The sequence below is a fragment of the Nonomuraea fastidiosa genome (genome assembly GCF_042751225.1).
In the GTDB taxonomy this organism is placed as follows: Bacteria; Actinomycetota; Actinomycetes; order Streptosporangiales; family Streptosporangiaceae; genus Nonomuraea; species Nonomuraea fastidiosa.
Genome location: NZ_CP170570.1, coordinates 5,500,735 through 5,520,820, shown reverse-complemented (window position 1 = coordinate 5,520,820; position 20,086 = coordinate 5,500,735). Strand labels below are relative to the sequence as shown.

The 20,086-nt window shown below is 71.4% G+C and carries 13 protein-coding genes; 12 read left to right on the top strand and 1 reads right to left on the bottom strand.

The features are described 5' to 3' along the window. Positions 1-20 precede the first annotated feature (20 nt). The 3 genes from ACFMQL_RS25545 to ACFMQL_RS25535 all read left to right on the top strand — a co-directional run bounded on the left by ACFMQL_RS25545 (position 21) and on the right by ACFMQL_RS25535 (position 7,061). On the top strand, positions 21-2,987 hold the full coding sequence (locus ACFMQL_RS25545; RefSeq protein ID WP_378787367.1) for a glycosyl hydrolase: 2,967 nt from the start codon (positions 21-23) through the stop codon (positions 2,985-2,987). Positions 2,988-3,157: 170 nt separating this feature from the next. Then, the gene (locus ACFMQL_RS25540; protein ID WP_378787365.1) at positions 3,158-5,038 is read left to right on the top strand and encodes a DNA/RNA helicase domain-containing protein; all 1,881 of its coding nucleotides are present in this window, start codon (positions 3,158-3,160) and stop codon (positions 5,036-5,038) included. 172 nt (positions 5,039-5,210) lie between these two features. Beyond that, positions 5,211-7,061, top strand: a complete 1,851-nt coding sequence (locus tag ACFMQL_RS25535) for a DNA/RNA helicase domain-containing protein (protein ID WP_378787364.1) — start codon at positions 5,211-5,213, stop codon at positions 7,059-7,061. Between the two features lie 14 nt (positions 7,062-7,075). On the opposite strand, the gene ACFMQL_RS25530 is transcribed toward ACFMQL_RS25535, so the two are convergent. Next, the gene (locus ACFMQL_RS25530; RefSeq protein WP_378787362.1) at positions 7,076-7,471 is read right to left on the bottom strand and encodes a hypothetical protein; all 396 of its coding nucleotides are present in this window, start codon (positions 7,469-7,471) and stop codon (positions 7,076-7,078) included. A 174-nt stretch (positions 7,472-7,645) separates the two neighbouring features. On the opposite strand from ACFMQL_RS25530, the gene ACFMQL_RS25525 reads away from it, so the two are divergent. The 9 genes from ACFMQL_RS25525 to ACFMQL_RS25485 all read left to right on the top strand — a co-directional run bounded on the left by ACFMQL_RS25525 (position 7,646) and on the right by ACFMQL_RS25485 (position 20,076). Then, complete coding sequence (locus tag ACFMQL_RS25525) at positions 7,646-9,088, top strand: pectinesterase family protein (protein WP_378787360.1); 1,443 nt, start codon at positions 7,646-7,648, stop codon at positions 9,086-9,088. A gap of 17 nt (positions 9,089-9,105) precedes the next feature. After that, positions 9,106-10,566 (top strand): hypothetical protein, encoded by a 1,461-nt coding sequence (locus ACFMQL_RS25520; protein WP_378787358.1) that lies wholly within the window; start codon positions 9,106-9,108, stop codon positions 10,564-10,566. 58 nt (positions 10,567-10,624) lie between these two features. Next, positions 10,625-11,530 carry a nucleoside hydrolase gene (locus ACFMQL_RS25515; RefSeq protein WP_378787357.1) on the top strand — a complete coding sequence of 302 codons (906 nt, stop codon included), beginning with the start codon at positions 10,625-10,627 and terminating at the stop codon, positions 11,528-11,530. 31 nt (positions 11,531-11,561) lie between these two features. Continuing rightward, positions 11,562-12,548: a sugar phosphate isomerase/epimerase family protein gene (locus ACFMQL_RS25510; protein ID WP_378787355.1), complete on the top strand. Its 987-nt coding sequence runs from the start codon at positions 11,562-11,564 to the stop codon at positions 12,546-12,548. A 25-nt stretch (positions 12,549-12,573) separates the two neighbouring features. Further along, positions 12,574-13,488 (top strand): transketolase, encoded by a 915-nt coding sequence (locus tag ACFMQL_RS25505; RefSeq protein ID WP_364056199.1) that lies wholly within the window; start codon positions 12,574-12,576, stop codon positions 13,486-13,488. Positions 13,489-13,490: 2 nt separating this feature from the next. Beyond that, complete coding sequence (locus tag ACFMQL_RS25500; protein WP_364057536.1) at positions 13,491-14,435, top strand: transketolase C-terminal domain-containing protein; 945 nt, start codon at positions 13,491-13,493, stop codon at positions 14,433-14,435. Next, positions 14,422-16,005 carry an FGGY family carbohydrate kinase gene (locus ACFMQL_RS25495; protein ID WP_378787353.1) on the top strand — a complete coding sequence of 528 codons (1,584 nt, stop codon included), beginning with the start codon at positions 14,422-14,424 and terminating at the stop codon, positions 16,003-16,005. Before ACFMQL_RS25500 ends, ACFMQL_RS25495 begins: the two co-directional genes overlap by 14 nt. Then, on the top strand, positions 15,995-17,011 hold the full coding sequence (locus tag ACFMQL_RS25490; protein WP_364056205.1) for a sugar-binding transcriptional regulator: 1,017 nt from the start codon (positions 15,995-15,997) through the stop codon (positions 17,009-17,011). The genes ACFMQL_RS25495 and ACFMQL_RS25490 overlap by 11 nt, the downstream gene beginning before the upstream one ends. Positions 17,012-17,877: 866 nt before the next feature. Further along, positions 17,878-20,076: an Ig-like domain-containing protein gene (locus tag ACFMQL_RS25485; RefSeq protein ID WP_378787351.1), complete on the top strand. Its 2,199-nt coding sequence runs from the start codon at positions 17,878-17,880 to the stop codon at positions 20,074-20,076. Positions 20,077-20,086: the final 10 nt, after the last annotated feature.

Genomic DNA, 20,086 nt, shown 5'->3' with positions numbered 1-20,086 from the left:
CCTCGTCTCCTGGAGCGCCCGTGCCCGCATCCACCCCCCACGGCAACCCTCCTCTCCCCCGCTCCCGCCCGGCCGCCTCCGTGACGCGGCGCGGGTTTCTCGTGCTCTCCGGGGCCGCCACCGCCTCGGCCGCGCTCGCCGGACGCCCGCTCATCTCCCCCGCCGTCGCCGCCCCCGTACCGTCGGCCGGCTGGTTCGCCGAGCCCGGCGCGGCCGCGCGGCCGATGGTGCGCTGGTGGTGGCCGGACGCGCTGGTGGACCCGGCCGAGATCCGGCGCGAGGTGGACCAGCTCGCCGACGCCGGGTTCGGCGGCGCGGAGATCGCGGCCGTGCACCACAGCATCGCCGACAAGTCCGTGCTCGACCCCGAAGGGCACGGCTGGGGCACGCCCGCATGGAACGCGGCCGTCGCAGCGGCGCTCGACCAGGCGGCGAGGCGCGGCCTCACCATCGACCTGACCATCGGCCCCGCCTGGCCGGCCGCCGTACCGACGATCACGCCCGAGAGCGAGGCCGCCTGCAAGGAGCTGGCCTACGGCTCGGTGGCGGTGGCGGGCGGCACGACGTACCGGGGGCCTGTGCCGCCGCCCGCCGTGCCCGGACGTGCGGCGCGCACGCTGCTGCTCGTCCAGGCGGCCAGGGTCGAGCCCGCGCACTCGACCCGCGACGAGACCGGCCTCGACCCCGCCTCCCTGCGGACCGTCCCCGTGGACGGCGAGACCGTCACCTGGACGGCGCCCGGCGACGGCGAATGGCTGCTGATCTCCTACTGGCAGCGCGGCTCCGGCCAGCGGCCCGAGTCCGGCCCGCACACCGCTCCCGAGTCGTACGTCGTTGACCACTTCAGCCGCGCCGGCACCCAGGCGGTCATCGGCTTCTGGGAGTCACGGCTGCTCACCCCCGCCATCCGCGGACTGCTCAAGCGGGCGGGCGGCGCGCTGTTCGAGGACTCGATCGAGATCGAGAGCGACGCGCTGCCGTGGACGCCCGAGCTGCCCGCCGAGTTCGAGCGACGGCGCGGATATCCCCTCACCGACGTGCTGCCGGTGGTCGTGCTGGCCGACGAGGACCCGGTGTTCGCCTTCGACCCCGTGCTGACCAGGCACGCCCGCAAGGACTACTGGGACACGGTGTCCGAGCTGTTCAACGAGCACCACTTCACGGCGCTGCGCGACTGGGCCCACTCGCTGGGACTGCGGCTGCGGGCGCAGCCGTACGGGCTGCAGACCGACGCCATCGAGGCGGCGGCCATCCTCGACGTACCGGAAGGCGAGTCGCTCGGCTTCAAGAACCTCGACGACTACCGCTGCCTGGCCGGGGGGCGGGACATGGCGGGGCGCGAGGTGCTGTCCTGCGAGGCGGGCGCGTACGCGGGCGGCGCCTACACGACCACGTGGCGCAGGCTGCTGCTGACGATGGGCGGCGCGTACGCGGCGGGGCTCAACCAGACGGTGCTGCACGGCTTCTCGTACGCGAGCGCGCCGGGCGCGGCGTGGCCGGGGTTCGCGGCGTTCACGCCGTACGGCGGGTCGGTGGGGTACTCGGAGTCGTGGGGGCCGCGCCAGCCCACCTGGGAGCATGTCACCGACATCTCCCGATATTTCGCGCGAATTCATCTGATCATGCGGCAAGGGGTGCCGCGGGTGGACGTGGCGGTGTTCCGGCAGACCGGCTACACCAAGACCGGCATCGGCGCCACGTGGTTCACCGGGACCGGCGTGCCCTCCGGCTGGTCCCACCAGTTCGTCAGCGGGCCGCTGCTCGGCCTGCCCGGCGCCCGGGTCACGGACGGGCGGCTGGGGCGGCCGGCGTACAAGGCGCTGTTCGTCGAAGGCGACCGCTTCGGCGGCAACGAGTGCACGATGACGCTCCACGTCGCCGAACGGCTGCTCGGGTTCGCCCGCGCGGGGCTGCCGATCGTGCTGCTCGGCGCCTGGGAGTCGGCCTCGGTGCCGGGCGTGCCGCGCGACGGCGAGAACGACCGCCTGCGCGCGCTCGTCGCCGACCTGCTGGCCGAGCCCACCGTACGCAGGATCGACAGCGCCGACGAGGTGCCCGGCGCGCTCGAAGCGCTCGGCGTCCGCCCCGACGTCCGGTACGCGGCCCCGTCCACCCTGCTCACCATGCGCCGCGTGGCCGGCCGGGTGGACTACTACTACCTGTGCAACGGCAAGCACCAGGAGAACGTCAAGCCGCCGGTCACCGCCATCGACCACGAGGTGACGCTGGCGCGCACCGACCGGGGCGGAGTGCCGTACCTGCTCGACCCGTGGACCGGGCGGGCCGAGCGCATCGCCCGCTACATCGAGGACGGCGACGCCATCCGGCTGCGCGTCACGCTGCGGCCCGGGCAGGCCCGCATCGTCGCCGTCGGGCGTCCCGGGCTGTTCGGCGACCGTACGGGAAAGCGCCCGCACGCCACCGCCACCACCGCCGACCTGGTGCGCTACGAGGACGGCCGGCTCGTCGTCCGCGCCACCGCGCCCGGCACGTACACCACCACCCTGTCCACCGGCCGCACCGTCACCAGCCGCATCGGCCCGCTCCCCGAGCCCGCCGAGCTGCGGGCCTGGCGGCTCACCGTGCGCGACCGCCGCCCGGACGGCGAGCGGACTCACACGCTCGACCTCGACGGGCTCGCGCCGTGGCACGACCTTCCCGGGCTTGAGGACGTCTCCGGTGTGGGGACGTACGCGGCCACGGTGGAGCTGGACGGGCCCGCGTACCTGGAGCTCGGCGAGGTCACCGACACCTGCAGGGTCCGCGTCAACGGCCGCGCGCTCGACCCCGTCGACCTGCTGCATCCCGTCGTGGACCTCGGCCCGCACGTCAAGCGCGGCAGGAACACCATCGAGGTGGAGGTCGCCACCCCGCTCGGCAACCGCCTCCGCCAGTCCGACCCGTCCGTCTACGGCTCGCTCCCCCGCCAGCCGTACGGCCTCCTGGGCCCGGTCCGCCTGGTCCCGTACGGCGAGGCGCGGATCTAGCACATCGCCATCGAAGCCTTGTATAGGGCGCCCTTCCAGCCGAGAACGTCGGTCGATCGAGGTAATCTGCCTGTCGTAGTCATGCGGCCCGACGGGCTTCCGCAGATCATCTGAGCTCCGGACACGCCCCCACACCGCACGAGTCCTTCGTGCTGCCTGGGGGTAGGTCTGTGACGGCATTTCGGTGCCCCGCCGAAGAACTGGCCAAGCTCGCGAGCTGCGGTTTGCTTCCGGAGCAGCGACTCAGCCAAGCCATCGCCGAGCATCTCGGGAGGACCGCGCGCATCAGTCCCTCCGCAGCGGAGCGGCGATCGTGGGATCGCAGCCTTCCGATGCTCGCCCGCGACCTGGTCGACGCCGGGTTGGGTGACGTCGAGATGCTGGTCGAGTTCCAGCTTCCGCTGACCAGCAAGCGCGCCGACGCCGTACTCGCGGGAGTGGACCGGCTCACCGGGCACGACGCGTACGTGGTCGTGGAGCTGAAGCAGTGGAGCCGGGCGGAGCTCTATGAGCACGACCCCGATCTCGTGCTCGTTGAAGGCGTCCCGCATGCGCCGCGGCTGCACCCGGCGGTGCAGGTGCGCACGTACCGCGACTACCTCGCCGACTTCATCGAGGTGCTGGACGACCGGAGCGACGTCGTGGACGGCGTGGCGTACCTGCATAATGCAGCAGATCCCGACATCCGCGACCTCTACTCCACAGCGCGCGGCAAGCATGTTCACCTGTTCGGCAGGACCCGGCGTGCCGCCTTCCTCGACTACCTCCGGAATCGTTTCGCACCCAGGCCGGGTTTCGACGCCGCCGAGCGCTTACTCGCCAGCGCGATCCGCCCGTCCAAGCAGCTTCTCGCGCTCGCAGCACGGGAGATCAAAGAGCGCGAGCAGTTCGTGCTGCTCGATGAGCAGCGCCTGGCGTACGAGATCGTCCTGCACAGTGTCGACCGTGCCCGGAAGGACGGCACCAAGGAGGTCGTCATCGTCACCGGCGGGCCCGGCAGCGGCAAGAGCGTCATCGCGCTTTCGCTGCTGGGAGAGCTGTCGAGGCGAGGCCGCGCGGTCCTGCACGCCACCGGCTCCCGCTCGTTCACCGAGACGCTGCGCCGGGTGCCCGGGAAGGGCTCGTCGAAGGTGAAGAGCCTGTTCAAGTACTTCAACAGCTTCACACAGGCCCAGCCCGACGGCCTCGACGTCCTCATCTGTGACGAAGCGCATCGGCTGCGGGAGACCTCCCAATACCGCTTCACCCCGGCTCATCTGCGCAGCGACCGTCGCCAGGTCGACGAGTTGATCGACGCCGCGCGCGTCCCCGTCTTCCTCCTCGACGAGCATCAGGTCGTACGGCCGGGAGAGATGGGTACGGTCACCGCCATCAGGGCCCACGCCCAGGCCCGGGGCATCCGCGTGCGGGAGATCTCCCTCAACGAGCAATTCCGCTGTGGCGGCAGCCGCGCTTACGAGTCCTGGGTGCTGCGCCTCCTCGGCCTGGGAGGAGGCGCACCCGAACCGTGGGAGGGCGACGATCACTTCTCGGTCGCCCTGGCCGGATCTCCGGAGGAGCTCGAAGCCGTGCTCCGCTCGCAGCTGGGCCTGGGGTATTCCGCCCGGATCACGGCCGGGTTCTGCTGGCCATGGAGCGAGCCCAGGAAGGACGACACGCTCGTCCATGATGTCCGGATCGGTGACTGGAGCCGACCCTGGAATGTCAAAGGCGAACGGGCCGTCGGGCAAGCCCCCGCGAGTGCCTTGTGGGCGACCGCTGACGGCGGTTTCGAACAGGTCGGCTGTGTCTACACCGCCCAGGGTTTCGAGTACGACTGGAACGGCGTGATCATCGGCCCCGACCTGGTCGCCCGTGACGGCCGGCTGGTCACTGTCCGGGCGGCGAACAGGGATCCTGCGCTCACCCGCGGTGCCGACGACGAGGAAGCGGACAGGTTGATCCGCAATACGTACAAGGTCCTTCTGACTCGCGGCATGGCCGGCACCGTCATCTACGCGGTGGACGCCGAAACCCGGCAGTTCCTGAGCCGGCTGCTTCCACCTCTTTAGTTCCGCACCACCTGTCAGATCGCGGTCCGACGGGCTTCCGGGTCACCGGACACGCCCCCACACCGCACGAGTTCTTCGTGCCCTGGGGGTATGCATGGCCAAGCAGCACGGCCCCGCGTTCGTCGGGTCTGTGGAGACGCTCTTCGCGACGCTGTCCGCGCCCGCATCGGAGATGGAGAAGGCGTTCACCGCGGCGCTCGCAGAATCGACCAAGAGGGCGACGGGACGGCCGGTCGGCAAGAGCCAGATGCGGGCGTGGACCAACAGCCTGTCCGCGCTGGCGCGTGACCTGCGCGAGGCCGGCCTGGACCACATCGCGGTGCTGGTGGAGTACCCGATGCCGCACAACAAGGCGAGTTCGGCCGATGCCGTGCTCGCCGGTCAGCACCGCCGCACGGGCAGGGACCTGTTCGTGGTGGTCGAGCTGAAGCAGTGGAGTGAGGCGGAGCTCTACGAGGACGACGAGAAGCTGGTGACCGTACCGGGCAGCAGGAAGGAGTACGAGACCCATCCCGCCATCCAGGTGTCCAACTACTGTCAGAAGATCATCGAGAATTGCAGCGCCGTCGACGGGCACCCCGAATCCGTCGAAGGGATCGTCTACCTCCACAACGCCACGCGGCAGAGCGTGGCAGGACTGTTCGAGCTGGCCCTCGACCACAACGTCAAGCTGTTCACCAAGACCGAGCGCAGCGCGTTTATCGACCATCTCCGCGGCCGCTTCGGAGACGAGGAAGGACGGCACGCGGCGGAACGACTGCTCAACGGACGTATCCAGCCCAATGAGCCGCTGCTCAGGAAGGCGGCGAATGTGCTCAAGGGCCGGGACACGTTCATCCTCCTCGATCAGCAGCAAGAAGCGTTCGAGACCGTCCGCCACGCCGTCGAGAGCGCCTTCGCCGCGAATACCAAGCGTGTGGTCACCATCACCGGCGGCCCCGGCAGCGGCAAGACCGCCGTCGCCATGGAGCTGCTGCGCTACATGACTCAGGCTCGGCGCCGCACCTGGTACGCCACCGGCTCCAGGGCTTTCACCGAGACGATGCGGCGTTTCGTCACCGGCAGCGACAAGGAGTTGAAGAACCTGTTCAAGTACTTCAACGACTTCGCCAACGCCGCGCCCAACGAGGCGGACATCCTGATCGCTGACGAAGCCCATCGTGCCCGGCTGAAGTCCTTCGACCGCTTTCGCCCGCACAAGTCCAGCGACCGGCCGCAGATCCAAGACCTCATCAACGCGGCCCGGGTCCCTATCTTCTTTCTCGACGAGCACCAGGTGGTCAAGCCCGGTGAGGTCGGCACCCTTGCCGCGATCAAGTCGTACGCGCAGCAACTGAACGTACGTCACCATCACGTGCCGCTCGACGGCCAGTGGCGGTGCGGCGGCAGCATCGCCTATGACCTCTGGGTCAAGCGGCTTCTCGGCTTGGGCAGCGAGGATGCCGAATGGGACGGGGACGCACCGCCGGTGCCGTGGGAAGGCGACGAGACCTTCGAGGTGATCGTCGCGGAATCGCCCGCGGCCATGGAAGCCATCCTCAGCGACAAGCTGGCCGAGGGCTGGAGCGCCCGGATGACCGCAGGCTACTGCTGGCCGTGGAACAGCCCCGGTGCCGACAAAAGCCTCCCGCTCGACGTGGAGATCGGCGATTGGCGACGCCCGTGGAACGCCAAGAGCACCGCCAGGGTCGGTGACGCGCCTCCCAGCCACATCTGGGCTATATCACCCGGCGGCTTCGGTCAGATCGGGTGTGTGTACACCGCGCAGGGCCTGGAGTTCGGCTGGGCCGGGGTGATCATCGGCCCTGATCTGCTCGCTCGCGGCGGCCGGATGGTCACCAATCGCGAAGGCAGCAAGGACAGAGACCTGACGAAGTCCACCGTCACCGACGAGCAGTTCGACCGCCTGGTACGCAACACGTACAAGGTCCGGCTGACGCGAGGGCTGGCCGGCGTGGTGCTGTACGCGGTGGACGCGGAAACGCAGGAGTTCCTGGCGGAACTGGTCAGCCCGCGAGCCTGACTCCCCTGCTGCTCTCAGCCGCGGTGCTGAGACGGGATAGCCGGGGCTCCGCTCCTGACCCTCAGCGGAGCCTTCTCCATCCGCCTGGTGACCCCTGCCTCTGCCACGGACGCCTTGTCGATCCGGCGACAAGCCGTCCAGGAGGCTCCGTCGCCGGAGTCACGCGGCGACGGCCGTGCTGCGGCGGACAGAAAACACTGCTCGACCTCCCCCTTGAACGCCTGCCCCAGCGGCCCGGCCGCAGCGATGGCGGCCACGTCCGAGGCGTCCATGCGGACCGTCGTGGTGATCTCCAAGCCGGTGACGGTGATCGGCGCGCCGGAGCCGAGGACGAGCGCGGCGGCCTCGGGGTCGCTTGTGAACTCGTGCTCGGGCGGGCGTGTCAGCCCGCCCTGCCCGACGGCGACCACCGCCGCCGCTGCCGACCGGGCGCGCCTGCCCGCCCCCTACGCCCTTGCCCTGGGCGTCACCCGCCGCGGACGGAGCGGTGGGGGGACGACGGTCATCACACTTGACCGAGGGTTACCCGAGGTCTACATATATATTCACAGCCAACTATCCATTCGCGCAGAGAAGGGCCGAATGTGAAGGCATCGATCCCGGTTCTCGCCGCCGTCACCGCACTCGTCTTAGGCACCGTCCCAGCCGCCGCAACGGAGGCGGGCCCCCGGTTCTCCGTCCCCGGCCGTACCGGCGCGACCTGCGTGGACGCGCCGCTGACGATCACGTTCCCCGAGCCGGTGTCACTGGGCACGTCCGGGGCGATCGAGATCCGCACGGCCGACGGCACGCTCGCCGACCGCATCGAGGCGGCCACCGCCAAGGACGACAGGAAGAACATCGGACAGGCGGTCTCGGACACGGGCCTGCCGCACGACTTCTCGTACGAGTCGATCATGGTGGAGGGGAACACCGCCACCGTCTACCCGCACCACCGCCTCGACTACGGCCGCACGTACACGGTGACCGTGGAGGCCGGGGTCTTCCCCGGTCACGGCCCCGCGAGCTGGCGCTTCACCACCACCAAGCGCCGCCCGCACGACCAGCGCAGGCTGGCCGTCTCCGCCAAGGGGACCGGCGACTTCTGCACGGTGCAAGGAGCCATCGACGCCGTGCCGCTCGGCAACGACCGGCCGGTGACCATCGACGTCAAGCCAGGCGTCTACACCGAGATCGTCTACGTCCGCGAGGACCGCCCGCACATCACCGTCAAGGGCGCGGGCCCCGGCCGCACGGTGATCCAGTACCCGAACAACGACCTGCGCAACGGCGACAAGGCGCTGAGCGACGGCGGCCCCGAGGACGTGTGCCCGCGCCGCGTGCTGGAGACCTCAGACCTGCACAACTGCTGGCGGCAGACGTTCGGCGTGGACGCGGCCGACTTCCGGCTGACCAACCTCACCGTGCACAACACCACCCCGGACGGCGGCTCGCAGGCCGAGGCGTTCCGCGGCAACAACGACCGGATCGTGCTGGACCGGGTGCACCTCGTCAGCTTCCAGGACACGCTGCGGCTGCAGGGCAAGGGCTTCGTCACCCACAGCAAGATCAGCGGCGACACCGACTTCGTGTGGGGCACGGGCACGGTGTTCATCCAGGACTCGGAGCTGCAGTCCACCGACCGCGGCTACATCTCGCAGAGCCGCAGCGACGAGACGCGGCCCGGCTACGTGTTCGTGCGGACGAAGCTGACCAGGGCCCCCGGCGTGCCGGACGCGTCGGTGGTGCTCGGCCGCACCGCCGTGTGGCGCTTCACGCACAGCCAGACCGTGTTCATCGACACGAAGATGGACGCCCATGTGGCGCCGGTCGGCTGGCAGATCGACCCGGACGACTGCGCGCAGGCCCAGACGGCCGAGTTCTGGGAGTACGGCAGCACGGACCTGGCGGGCAACCCCATCGACACCTCGCAGCGGCTGGCCTGCTCCCGTCAGCTCACCCCCGAGGAGGCGGAGCGGTGGCGCGACCCGGCGTTCGTGCTGGGCGGCTGGGACCCGCTGCGCGACCGCCCGGCCGGGACGTCATGAAGGAACGGAGAGGCGAGATGACGGTACGGGACGCGGGCATGGAGCCTTCACACGACCCCGGCGCCCTCTCAGGGACCCGGCACGACCCCGGCGCCCTCTCAGGCGCCCGTCACGCCTCCGGTGCCCTCTCAGGCGCCCGGCACACCTCCGGTGCCCGAGCAGACGCCAGGCACGACTCCGGCACCCGCGCAGGAAGAGCGGGGCAGAGCAGGCGTGCGGTGCTCGGCGGCGTGCTGGGCGGCATCGGCGTCGCCCTCGCGGCGACGGGCCCGGCCGCGGCGGCGCCCACCCCGGGCGGCGATCCGGCCGGCTCCGCAGGCGGCACCCCGGCTGGTTCTTCAGGCGGCGTAGCGGGGGCGCGGGCGAAGGCCAGGCCGGTGTCGCCGGTGAACGCGGAGGTCGCGGCGAGGTTCGGCCCCGAGTACAAGACGCTGCCCGCCGCCGTGGCAGGCGTGGACATCGAGCCGCTCATCGGCATCACCAGCACCGAGGACATCGCGGCCCGGCGGCAGCGGATGATCGACTTCATCTGGAAGGGCGCCGGCCTGCCGCAGGGCCTGCCGACCGTCGAAAAGGGCGTGGACGCCGCCGAGTTCGCCTCGCTCACCGGCGTGCGCAGGATCGACCTGCTGACGGTGCCGCTGCGCTACCGGATCTCCGCCAAGGTGTACGACCTGCTGCCCCGCAAGCCGTGGAACCGCCGCCTGGCCCTCTACCACAACGGCCACGGCGAGCCACCGGAGACGATGCTCCGCACCGTGCAGGCGCTGCTGGATCGGGGCTACCGGGTGATGGCGTACGCGATGCCGTTCCACCACTGGAACGGCGGCCAGCAGATCGAGGACCCCGCGAACCCGGGCACGATGCTGCCGAGCCCGTCGCACCGGGAGCTGGTGCCGTGGGAGAGCGAGTCGTTCTCGACGCTGGCGTTCTTCCTGGAGCCGCTGGTCGTCACCCTCAACTACGCAGAGGCGACCTACCGCCCGGCCTCGGTCGAGATGCTGGGCCTGTCGGGCGGCGGCTGGACGACCACCGTGTACGCGGCGCTCGACCCGCGCATCAACCACAGCTATCCGGTGGCCGGGTCGCTGCCGTTCTTCCTGCGCCCCGCATCGCCGAAGCCGAGCCCCACGGTGGGCGACTGGGAGCAGACCAAGGAGTCGTTCCCCGGCTTCTACTCCTCGATCACCGCCGGCACGGCGGACGACTACCTGCAGATGTACGTGATGGCCTCGATCGGCGAGAACCGTGGCCAGCTCCAGATCCTCAACAGGTTCGACGACTGCTGCTTCAACGGCGTGAGCCATCGGGTGTACGCGGCGCCGCTGCGCGACCGGGTGCGGCTGCTCGCGGGCGGGCGGCCGGAGCACGGCCGCTGGGACCTGCTGGAGGACGCCACCCATGGCGATCACACGATCTCGCCGTACGCGCTTTCCGTCATCCTCTGGGATCTTGACAGCACAAATGTCACAACCTAATATCAGAATATAGATACATTAGCGAATAAATATTCACCGGCCATTTGTGGAGGGCCGCATGGCGGGCAGGATTTTCTCTCACCGGCGCCGCGTCATCATCAACAGCGATGCGAAGAACGAAGCGGACGACCAATTCGCGATCGTGCACGCCCTGCTCTCTCCGAGCCTCGACATCAGGGGCCTGATTCCCGCGCATTTCGGCAACCGCCGTACCCGGCACAGCCTTGAGGAGAGCCGCGCGGAGATCGAGCTGCTGCTGCGGCTGATGAAGCTGGAGGGCCAGGTGCCGGTGGCGGACGGCGCGCCGTACGCGCTGCCCGACGCCGGCACCCCGGTCCCCTCGCCGGGCGCCGAGCTCATCATCGAGGAGGCCATGCGCGAGGGCGCCGAGCCCCTCTACGTCGCCTTCCTCGGCCCACTCACCGACATGGCCTCGGCCCTGCTGCTGGAGCCGCGCATCGCCGAGCGGGACGTCACCGTCATCTGGATCGGCGGCGGCGGTTACGACGGGCGCGGCCCCCAGGACGGCCGTCCCGAGTTCAACCTGTCCAACGACATCGTGGCGGCCAACCTCGTCTTCTCGTCGGCGCTGAAGGTGTGGCAGGTGCCCGCGCCGACGTACCGGATGATGGCCGTCGGCTACGCCGAGCTTGACGCCAAGGTCGCGCCGTGCGGCGAGATCGGCGAATACCTCGTACGCCAACTCGTCGAGTGGAACGAGCGGCGGCACCGCGGCTCCATCGAGTTCCGCGTGCTCGGCGACTCGCCCGCGATCGGCCTGATGCTGCACCCCGACTGCGGCACCTGGGTCGAGCGGCCGGCGCCGAACTTCCGCTACGACGGCACCCTCGACTTCTCCAGCGCCAACCGGCCCATCCGCACGTACGACTCCATCGACGCGCGCTTCATCCACGAGGACTTCTTCGCCAAGCTGCGCGCCTTCGCAGACGGCGCGGGCCGTTGAGCACACCCATCAGAGCAGGAGGCGATGCGCCATGAGTGCGCTGACGTTCGGCGCCGGGATATGGGCGTTCGGGCAGATCGTGGACCGGTACGCCACGGACGGCTACGGTCCGGCGAGGACGATGACCGAGATGCTCGATCTCGCGGCCGCCGTTGACGGGCTGGAGTGCCTGGACGTCAACGTGCCGTTCGCCGAGGGCGTCACCAAGGCGTCGGAGGTGGCCGGGCTGCTGGCCGAGCGCGGGCTGCGGGCCAGGGCGATCACCCCGCACATCTACACCAGGGAGTTCACCAGGGGCGCCTTCACCAACCCCGACCCCGCCGTACGCCGGAAGGCCGCCGAGCGCGTGCACGAGGCCGTCGCGGTCGCGCGCGAGCTGGGCGCCGACTACGTGAAGTTCTGGCCCGGCCAGGACGGCTTCGACCTGCCGGGGCAGGCCGACTACGCGCGGCTGTGGGACCTGACCGTGACCGCGATCAGGGAGCTCGCGTCCGCCCACCCCGACGTGCAGTTCGCGATCGAGTACAAGGCCAAGGAGCCGCGGGTGCGCATCACGCTCGCCGACGCGGCCCGCACCCTGCTGGCCATCGAGGAGGCCGGGCAGCCGAACGTCGGCATCGTCATGGACTTCGGCCACTCGCTGCTGGCCGGCGAGACGCCCGCCGAGGCCGTGCAGCTCGTGCACCGGCGCGGGCGGCTGGTCTCGGTCGAGCTGAACGACAACTGGCGCGGCTGGGACGACGACCTGCCGGTGGCCTCGGTGCACCTGTTCGAGACCATCGAGTATGTGCTGGCCGTGCGGCGCATCGGCTGGGACAAGCCGATCCTGCTCGACCAGTTCCCGTACCGGGAGGATCCGGTGCGCGCGCTGTCGCAGAGCATCCGGACGATCAGGATGCTGGAGGAGGTGTGCGACCGGGTCGATCTGGACGCGCTCAGGGACGCGCAGGAACGGCAGGACGCGCTGGCCGCGCAGGCGGTGCTCTGGTCGGCGATCGGGACGGCACGTGCGACCTAGCGACACCACACTCCCCCACCCGCCGGTGAGCACCGGCGCCGAGCTGCGCCCCGACCATCAGGCCATCGCCGAGTGGCGGCGGCTGCGCGAGCGGCTGGCCCGCGCCGACCGCGCGGGCCGCGCCGCCGCGCTCGCCGCGCTGGCCGGCGGCATCAGGCGCACGGTCATCGGCACCATCGCGGACGCCGGTCTCGGCCACACCGGCGGCGACCTGTCGGTGACCGACATCCTCACCACCCTGTACGCCGCCGTGCTGCGCCTCGACCCCGCCGACCCCTCCTGGCCGGAGCGCGACCGGCTCATCCTGAGCAAGGGCCACTGCTCGGTCGCCCTCTACACCACGCTCACGACCTGCGGCTTCTTCCCCGCCGAGCACCTGAGCACGTTCGCCGCCCCGCTGTCGCCGCTCAACGGCCATCCCAGCCGCCGCTCGGTGCCGGGCGTGGAGACCAGCACGGGTCCGCTCGGCCACGGCCTGCCGGTCGGCGTCGGCGTCGCGATCGGGCTGCGGCTGCGCGGGTCGGCGGCGCGGACGGTGGTGGTGCTGGGCGACGGCGAGCTGCAGGAGGGCAGCAACTGGGAGGCCGCGATGACGGCGGGCCACCGGCGGCTGTCGTCGCTGACGGCGATCGTGGACCGCAACGGGCTGCAGCAGGGCGCGCGCACCAGCGACACCAACGACCTGGAGCCGCTGGCCGACAAGTGGCGGGCCTTCGGGTGGGAGGCGGTCGAGGTGGACGGGCACGACCACCTGGCGCTGCTCGACGCCGTCACGGCACCGCGCGACGAGGGCCGGCCGCGCTGCGTGATCGCCAGGACAGTGAAGGGACGGGGCGTTTCGTTCATGGAGGACCGGGTGGAGTGGCATCACCGGGTGCCGGACGCCGAGCAGACCCGCGCCGCGCTCGCCGAGCTGGCCGAGTCAGGGGACGCACGTTGATCGTGAAAGCGGCGCACGACTGCCGCGACGCCTTCGCCGACGAGCTGGTCGGCCTGGCCCGCGCCGACGACCGGATCGTGGCCGTGTGCAACGACTCGGTCGGGTCGAGCAAGCTGGCCGCCTTCGCCGCCGAGTTCCCCGACCGGCTGGTGAACGTGGGCATCGCGGAGCAGGACATGGTGGGCATCGGGGCGGGCCTCGCCAACGCGGGACTGGTGCCGTTCGTGTGCGGGGCGGCGACGTTCCTCACGGCCCGGGCGTTGGAGCAGATCAAGGCGGACGTGGCCTACAGCGCGGCGAACGTCAAGCTGTGCGGGATGAGCCCCGGGCTGTCGTACGGCGCGCTGGGGCCCACCCACCACTCGACCGAGGACCTGTCGTGGCTGCGCGCCATCGCCGACCTGCCCGTCGTGGTGCCCGCCGACCCGGCGCAGACGCGCGCGGCGGTGCGGTGGGCGGCGCGGACGGCCGGCCCGGCGTTCCTGCGCATCGGCAGGTTCCCGGTGCCGGACGTCTCGCCGCCGGACGGGCCCGCGTTCACCTACGGGCGGGCGGCCCGGCTGCGCGAGGGCTCGGACGCGACGATCGTGGCGACCGGCACGCTGGTCAGCCGCGCGCTCGAGGCCGCGGAGCTGCTGGCCGGGCGCGGCGTGCAGGCCAGGGTGGTGAACGTCTCGACCGTCTCCCCGCTGGACCGCGAGGAGATCGCGGCGGCGGCCACGCAGACAGGGGCGGTCGTCACGGCGGAGGAGGCGGTGCCCACCGGCGGGCTCGGGGCGGCGGTGGCGGAGGTGGTGCTGGAGACGCGCCCGGTGCCGATGCGGCTGCTCGGCCCGCGTACGTTCGCGCCCACCGGCGAGCCGGAGTTCCTCCTCGAACACTTCGGGCTCACCGCGGACGGCATCGCCCGCGCGACGCTGGAGGTGCTGGGCCGTGCCGGCGCGTGACGTGCGGGCGGGACCGCCGCCCGGTCTGAACGCCGGGGACGCTCGCGGCGCGCCCGTACGGCGGGACGCCGGAGAGGGCTCGGCCGGGCCGTTCGTCCTGGGCGTCGATCAGGGCACGAGCGCGACCAAGGCGATCCTGGTCGACGCGGCGGGTGAGGTGGTGGCGCGGGCGTCCGCGCCGCTCGCCCGGCGGGACCCGGGTCCCGGGCTGGTCGAGCAGGACGCCGCCGAGCTGTGGCGGAGCGTCCTCGACGCGGTCGCGGCCTGCCTGCGCGACGCGCCGCCCGGCCGGGTCGCGGCCGTCGGGCTGAGCGTCCAGCGCGAGTCGATCATGCTGTGGGACGGCGGCACGGGCGAGCCGCTCGGGCCGCTGGTGAGCTGGCAGGACCGCAGGGGCGGCGAGCTGTGCGCCCGCCTGGCCGGCGCCGCCTCCCTGGTACGCGAGCTGAGCGGCCTGCCGCTCGACCCGATGTTCTCGGCGTCCAAGGCGGCCTGGCTGCTCGACCGGCACGGCAGGAAGGGCGTGCGGCTCGGCACGGTGGACTCCTGGCTGCTGTACCGGCTGGGCGGCGGCCACGTGATCGAGGCCGGCTGCGCATCGCGTACCCAGCTTCTCGACGTGCGGCGGCGGGCGTGGAGCCCGGAGCTGTGCGAGCTGTTCGGGATCCCCGATGAGGCGCTGCCCGAGGTGGTGCCGTCCACGGGGGCGCACGCCGGCGCGGGCGCCCTGCACCCCTCGCTGGCCGGGGTGCCGGTCGCGGCCGTGCTCGGCGACTCGCACGCCGCCCTGTACGCGCACACGGCGGGCCGCCCAGGCGGGGTGAAGGTCACCTACGGGACGGGCTCGTCCATCATGGCCCTGGCGGGCGCCGACATGTGCGAGAACACGGCCCGTGAGGCGGGGCTGTGCCTGACGATCGCCTGGGACGACGGCGCGCCCGCGTACGCGCTGGAGGGCAACATCCTGGCCGCCGGCGCCACCGTCACCTGGCTGTCCGGGGTGCTCGGCGTCGAGCCTGACGAGCTGGCGCGGCTCGCGGCCCGCGGCGAGCGGGGTAGGCTGCACATCGTGCCGGCGTTCGGTGGTCTGGGCGCGCCGTGGTGGGACGACGGAGCAGAAGCGATCATGACGGGTTTCGGCCTGGGCACGCGCAGGGAGGACCTCGCGCGGGCCGCGGTCGACTCGATCGGCCTGCAGGTCGCCGACGTCGTGGCGGCCATGCGGCGGGCCGCGGGGCCCGTCACCGAGCTGCTGGCCGACGGCGGTCCGGCGGCCAACACCGACCTCATGCAGTGGCAGGCCGACATCACCGGGCTGCCGGTGCGGGTGGCGGCGCGTCCCGAGCTGTCCGCGCTGGGTGCCGCGCACCTGGCCGGGCTCGAAACCGGTGTATGGTCCCGCGGGGAGCTGTCGGGGCTGCCGCGCCACGGCCGGCGACACCCGCCCGTGCTGCCGGTGTGCGAGCGGCGCCGCGCGCTAGCACAATGGCACTCGGCAGTGGCCCGGGCTCGCCACCGGACCAGCAGGAGCGGCGAAGCCGAAGCGGAGGCCAGCGATCGTGGGAGCTGACAGTGGGTTCGACAAGGGCCGCGCGGGCGAGGTGAGGCTCGGCGGTCGCCGGCTCGGCCAGGAGTCCGAGCGCATGCGGCTGCTCGTCCGCGTCGCCCGGCTCTACCACGAGCACGGCGTGCGCCAGCCGCAGATCGCCGCCCAGCTGCGCATCTCGCAGCCCAGGGTGTCGCGGCTGCTCAAGGAGGCCGCGGAGATCGGCATCGTGCGCACGGTGGTCGTGGTGCCGTCCGGCGTGCACGCGCTGCTGGAGGAGGACCTCGAGCGCAAGTACGGCGCGGAGCAGATCATCGTCGTGGACGCCGCGGGCGAGAACCACGACGTGGTGGCCGCGCTGGGCTCGGCCGGGGCGACGTACCTCGACGCCACGCTGATCGGCGGCGAGCACCTCGGCATCTCCTCGTGGAGCGCGAGCCTGCTGGCCACGGTCGAGGCGATGCAGCGCCGTCCGGTGCGGGTGGCCGAGGAGGTCGTGCAGCTCATCGGCGGGGTCGGCAAGGGCTCCGCGCAGGTGCAGGCGACCCGGCTGGCCGCTCATCTGGCCGACCTGACCGGCGCCGAGCCGGTCTTCCTGCCCGCTCCCGGGCTCGTGGGCTCGGCGGTGGCGCGGCAGGCGCTGGAAGAGGACCACGTGGTGCGGCAGGTGATCGATGCCTGGTCGCGGCTGACCACCGTGCTGGTCGGCATCGGCAGCCTCAACCCGTCGCCGCTGCTGCAGGAGAGCGGCAACGCGATCTCCGAGGACGAGCTGGAGACGCTGCGCGGGCTCGGCGCGGTGGGCGATGTGTGCCTGCGCTTCTTCGATGCCGAAGGCCGGCTGATCGACTCGCCGCTGGAGGAGCGCATCCTCGGCATCCCCGCCGCCGACCTGCGGCGGGTGCCGCGCCGCATCGCCATCGCCGGCGGACGCCGTAAGACCGCCGCCATCAGGGCCGCGCTCAAGGGCGGCTGGGTCAACACCCTCATCACGGACGTCGGCGTCGCCGAGGAGCTCCTGAAGGACTGACCCGGCCCTCCTGGCAGAGAAAGCCTCCCGCAGGACGACCGGCCTCCTCGCCGAGGAGCTGAGGAACTTTCCTCGCCGAGGAGCCGGGGACCTCTCCTCGCCGAGAGCCGGGGAACTCTCCCGGAGGACCGACCGGCCGAGGAGCTTCTTTCCAGGGCCACCCTCGGTTCTCCTCGTCAAGGAGCCGCTCAGGGTTGCCCCGAGCCTCCCCGCCACCACGCCCGTGCCCCGGCGCCCGGATGCCGCGCCGACGTGCGGCGGATGCCGCACCCACCCGGCCGGCGAGGTTCTGCGCCGGCACACGCGAACCTCGCGGGCCCCGCCCGCTCCTCCAGGCCCCCGCACCCCACCCAGCTCCCCCACGCTCCCCGCCCGCCGCCGGCTTCCATGTGCTCTCCCACCGCCGCCGCGCGTTCGGCGTGGCGGCCGTCGTGCCTTCGCGCGGGCGGCCGTCGTGCCTTCGCGCGGGCGGCCGTCGTGCCTTCGCGCGGGCGGCCGTCGTGCCTTCGCGCGGCGGTCTTCGTGCCGTCCCGTGGCGGTCTTCGCGCGTTCGCCGGAACTCGAAAGATGACCGCCGGAGAAACCGCTCTTGACAGTCACATCCGTGTCGTTCACGATGTGATGAATCCACTCCATTCATGCCTGAATAAAAATTCTCACCGACAGCAGCGTGGTCCGGAGTGTGCCGATCAGACGGCACGGCCCTGCCTATTCCCGGGGCGGAAAGAGAGCGTTTCGATGACCGAGGCCCTTGGCTTCGATCCCCAAAGATCAGGATTCGGCCGCCGCGCTTTACTGCGCTCGGCGGCATTGGTCACACCCGCCGTGGCCTGGGGCCGGCTGCGGGTCATGCCGCCGCTGCGGCGGTGCCCACGCCGTCGCCGGCACCGGCTCAGACGGCGCAGGCCGCCGCGAAGAAGGTGCCCGCCTTCCCCGGCGCCGAGGGCGCGGGCATGTACGTCACCGGCGGCCGCGGCGGCAAGGTGTACGAGGTGACGACCCTCGACGACGACGGCCCCGGCTCGCTGCGCGCGGCGGCCGCCAAGTCGAACGGCACGATCGTCTTCCGGGTGGCCGGCACCATCAGGCTCAAGAGCGGGCTCGACATCACCGGCTCCAACCTGACGATCGCCGGCCAGACCGCGCCCGGCCACGGCATCACCGTCATCGGCAACGAGACGGCGATCAAGGGCAGCAACATCATCCTGCGCCACCTGCGCTTCCGCGGCGGTGACGAGCTCGGCACCCCCATCGACACCTTCGCCGCCAGGGGCGTGCGCGACGTCATCATCGACCACTGCTCGTTCAGCTGGGGCGTGGACGAGTGCTTCTCCGTCTACGGCAACACCAACGTGACCGTTCAGTGGTGCATCATCTCCGAGGGCCTGGTCAACTCGGTGCACGACAAGGGCCGGCACGGCATGGGCGGCCTGTGGGGCGGCGACACGGTCACGTACCACCACAACCTGCTCATCCACCAGAACGGCCGTAACCCGCGCTTCAGCTTCGAAGAGGGCATGGCGCTGGTGGTGGACCACCGCAACAACGTGATCTACAACCCGGGCATCACGTCCTGCTACGGCGGCGAGTGGTCCAACGGCATCAACCTGGTGGGCAACTACTACAAACCGGGCCCCAACACGCTGCCCGGCATCGCCAGGGAGATCGTCGCCCCCGGACGCTTCGGCCAGTGGCACGTCAGCGGCAACGAGATCGAGGGGCACGCCGACGTCACGGCCGACAACAGCAAGGGCATCACATTCCCGGTCGGCGGCATCACGCTGCTGCCCAGGCCGGTGGAGTTCGACAACGGCATCACCGAGCAGACGGCGCGCGAGGCGTTCGCGACGGTCCTGGAGCAGGCGGGGGCCACGCTGCCGCGCCGGGACGCCATCGACGCGCGGCTGGTGAACGAGGCCCGCACCGGCACGGGACGGCACATCAACTCGCAGAAGGACGTGGGCGGCTTCGTGCCCCTGCCCACCGAGGTGGAGCCCCCGGCAGACGGCGACCACGACGGCATCCCCGACGAGTGGGAGACCGCGAACGGCCTCGACCCCGCCGACCCCGAGGACGCGCAGACGGCCGGCCCCGACGGGTACACGAACCTGGAGCGCTACCTCAACTCCATCCAGCGGGCCGGCGCCCGCAACCCGGAGGTGGCGATCACCTCCCCCGCGATCGACCAGGTGTTCGCGGCGGCCAAGAACAAGCAGTCCATCACGATCACGGCCGACGCCAAGGCGCTCGACGGCGCGACGATCGCGAAGGTCGAGTTCTTCCACGGCGACACGAAGATCGGCGAGGCGACGGCGGCGCCGTACACGGTGACGTGGGAGGGGGTCAAGGACGGCAGCTACTGCCTGACGGCCAGGGCCACCGACAGCACCGGATCGGCGACCACGTCCTCGCTGGTGCCGATCCACGTCAACCGCACCAGGACGCACAGCGGCTGGCAGGTCAGGGACATCGGCGAGGTGCCGATCCCCGGCAACACGGCGCTCAAGGACGGCGTCTTCACGATGAAGGGCTCCGGCAAGATCGCCGGCTGGAACGACTCCTTCCACTTCGCGTACAAGGCGGTCGGCTTCAGCAGGCGCGGCGAGGTCCTGGAGATCACCGCCCGGCTCGACGGCATCAGCAGGAACCACATCGGCGCGGTGGCCGGCGTCATGGTGCGGCAGGACCTGGAGCCGGACTCGCCGTTCATGCTGGCCGGCATCGGCTACTCAGCCAGCAGTGAGGACGGCTCCGGCCGGCGGGCGATGGCGATCAGGGTCGCCTCGCACGGCACCCGGCCGAGCGTCGGCGAGTGGCCCGACGGCCTGGGCGAGAAGCCGTACTGGCTGCGCCTGGTCGCGAGGAGCCTGCCGACCGGCAACGACACCGAGTTCGAGGCGTTCCTGTCGGACAACTCCCTCAACTGGGACCGCATCGGCTACGAGCGCATCGCGATGCGCACCAGCCGCTTCTACGTCGGTCTCGTCGTGGACGGCAACCAGGAGGCCAACGGCGTCCACAACTACATCACCGCGACCTTCAGCCAGGTCAAGGTCAATCGTTAGACCCCCGGAA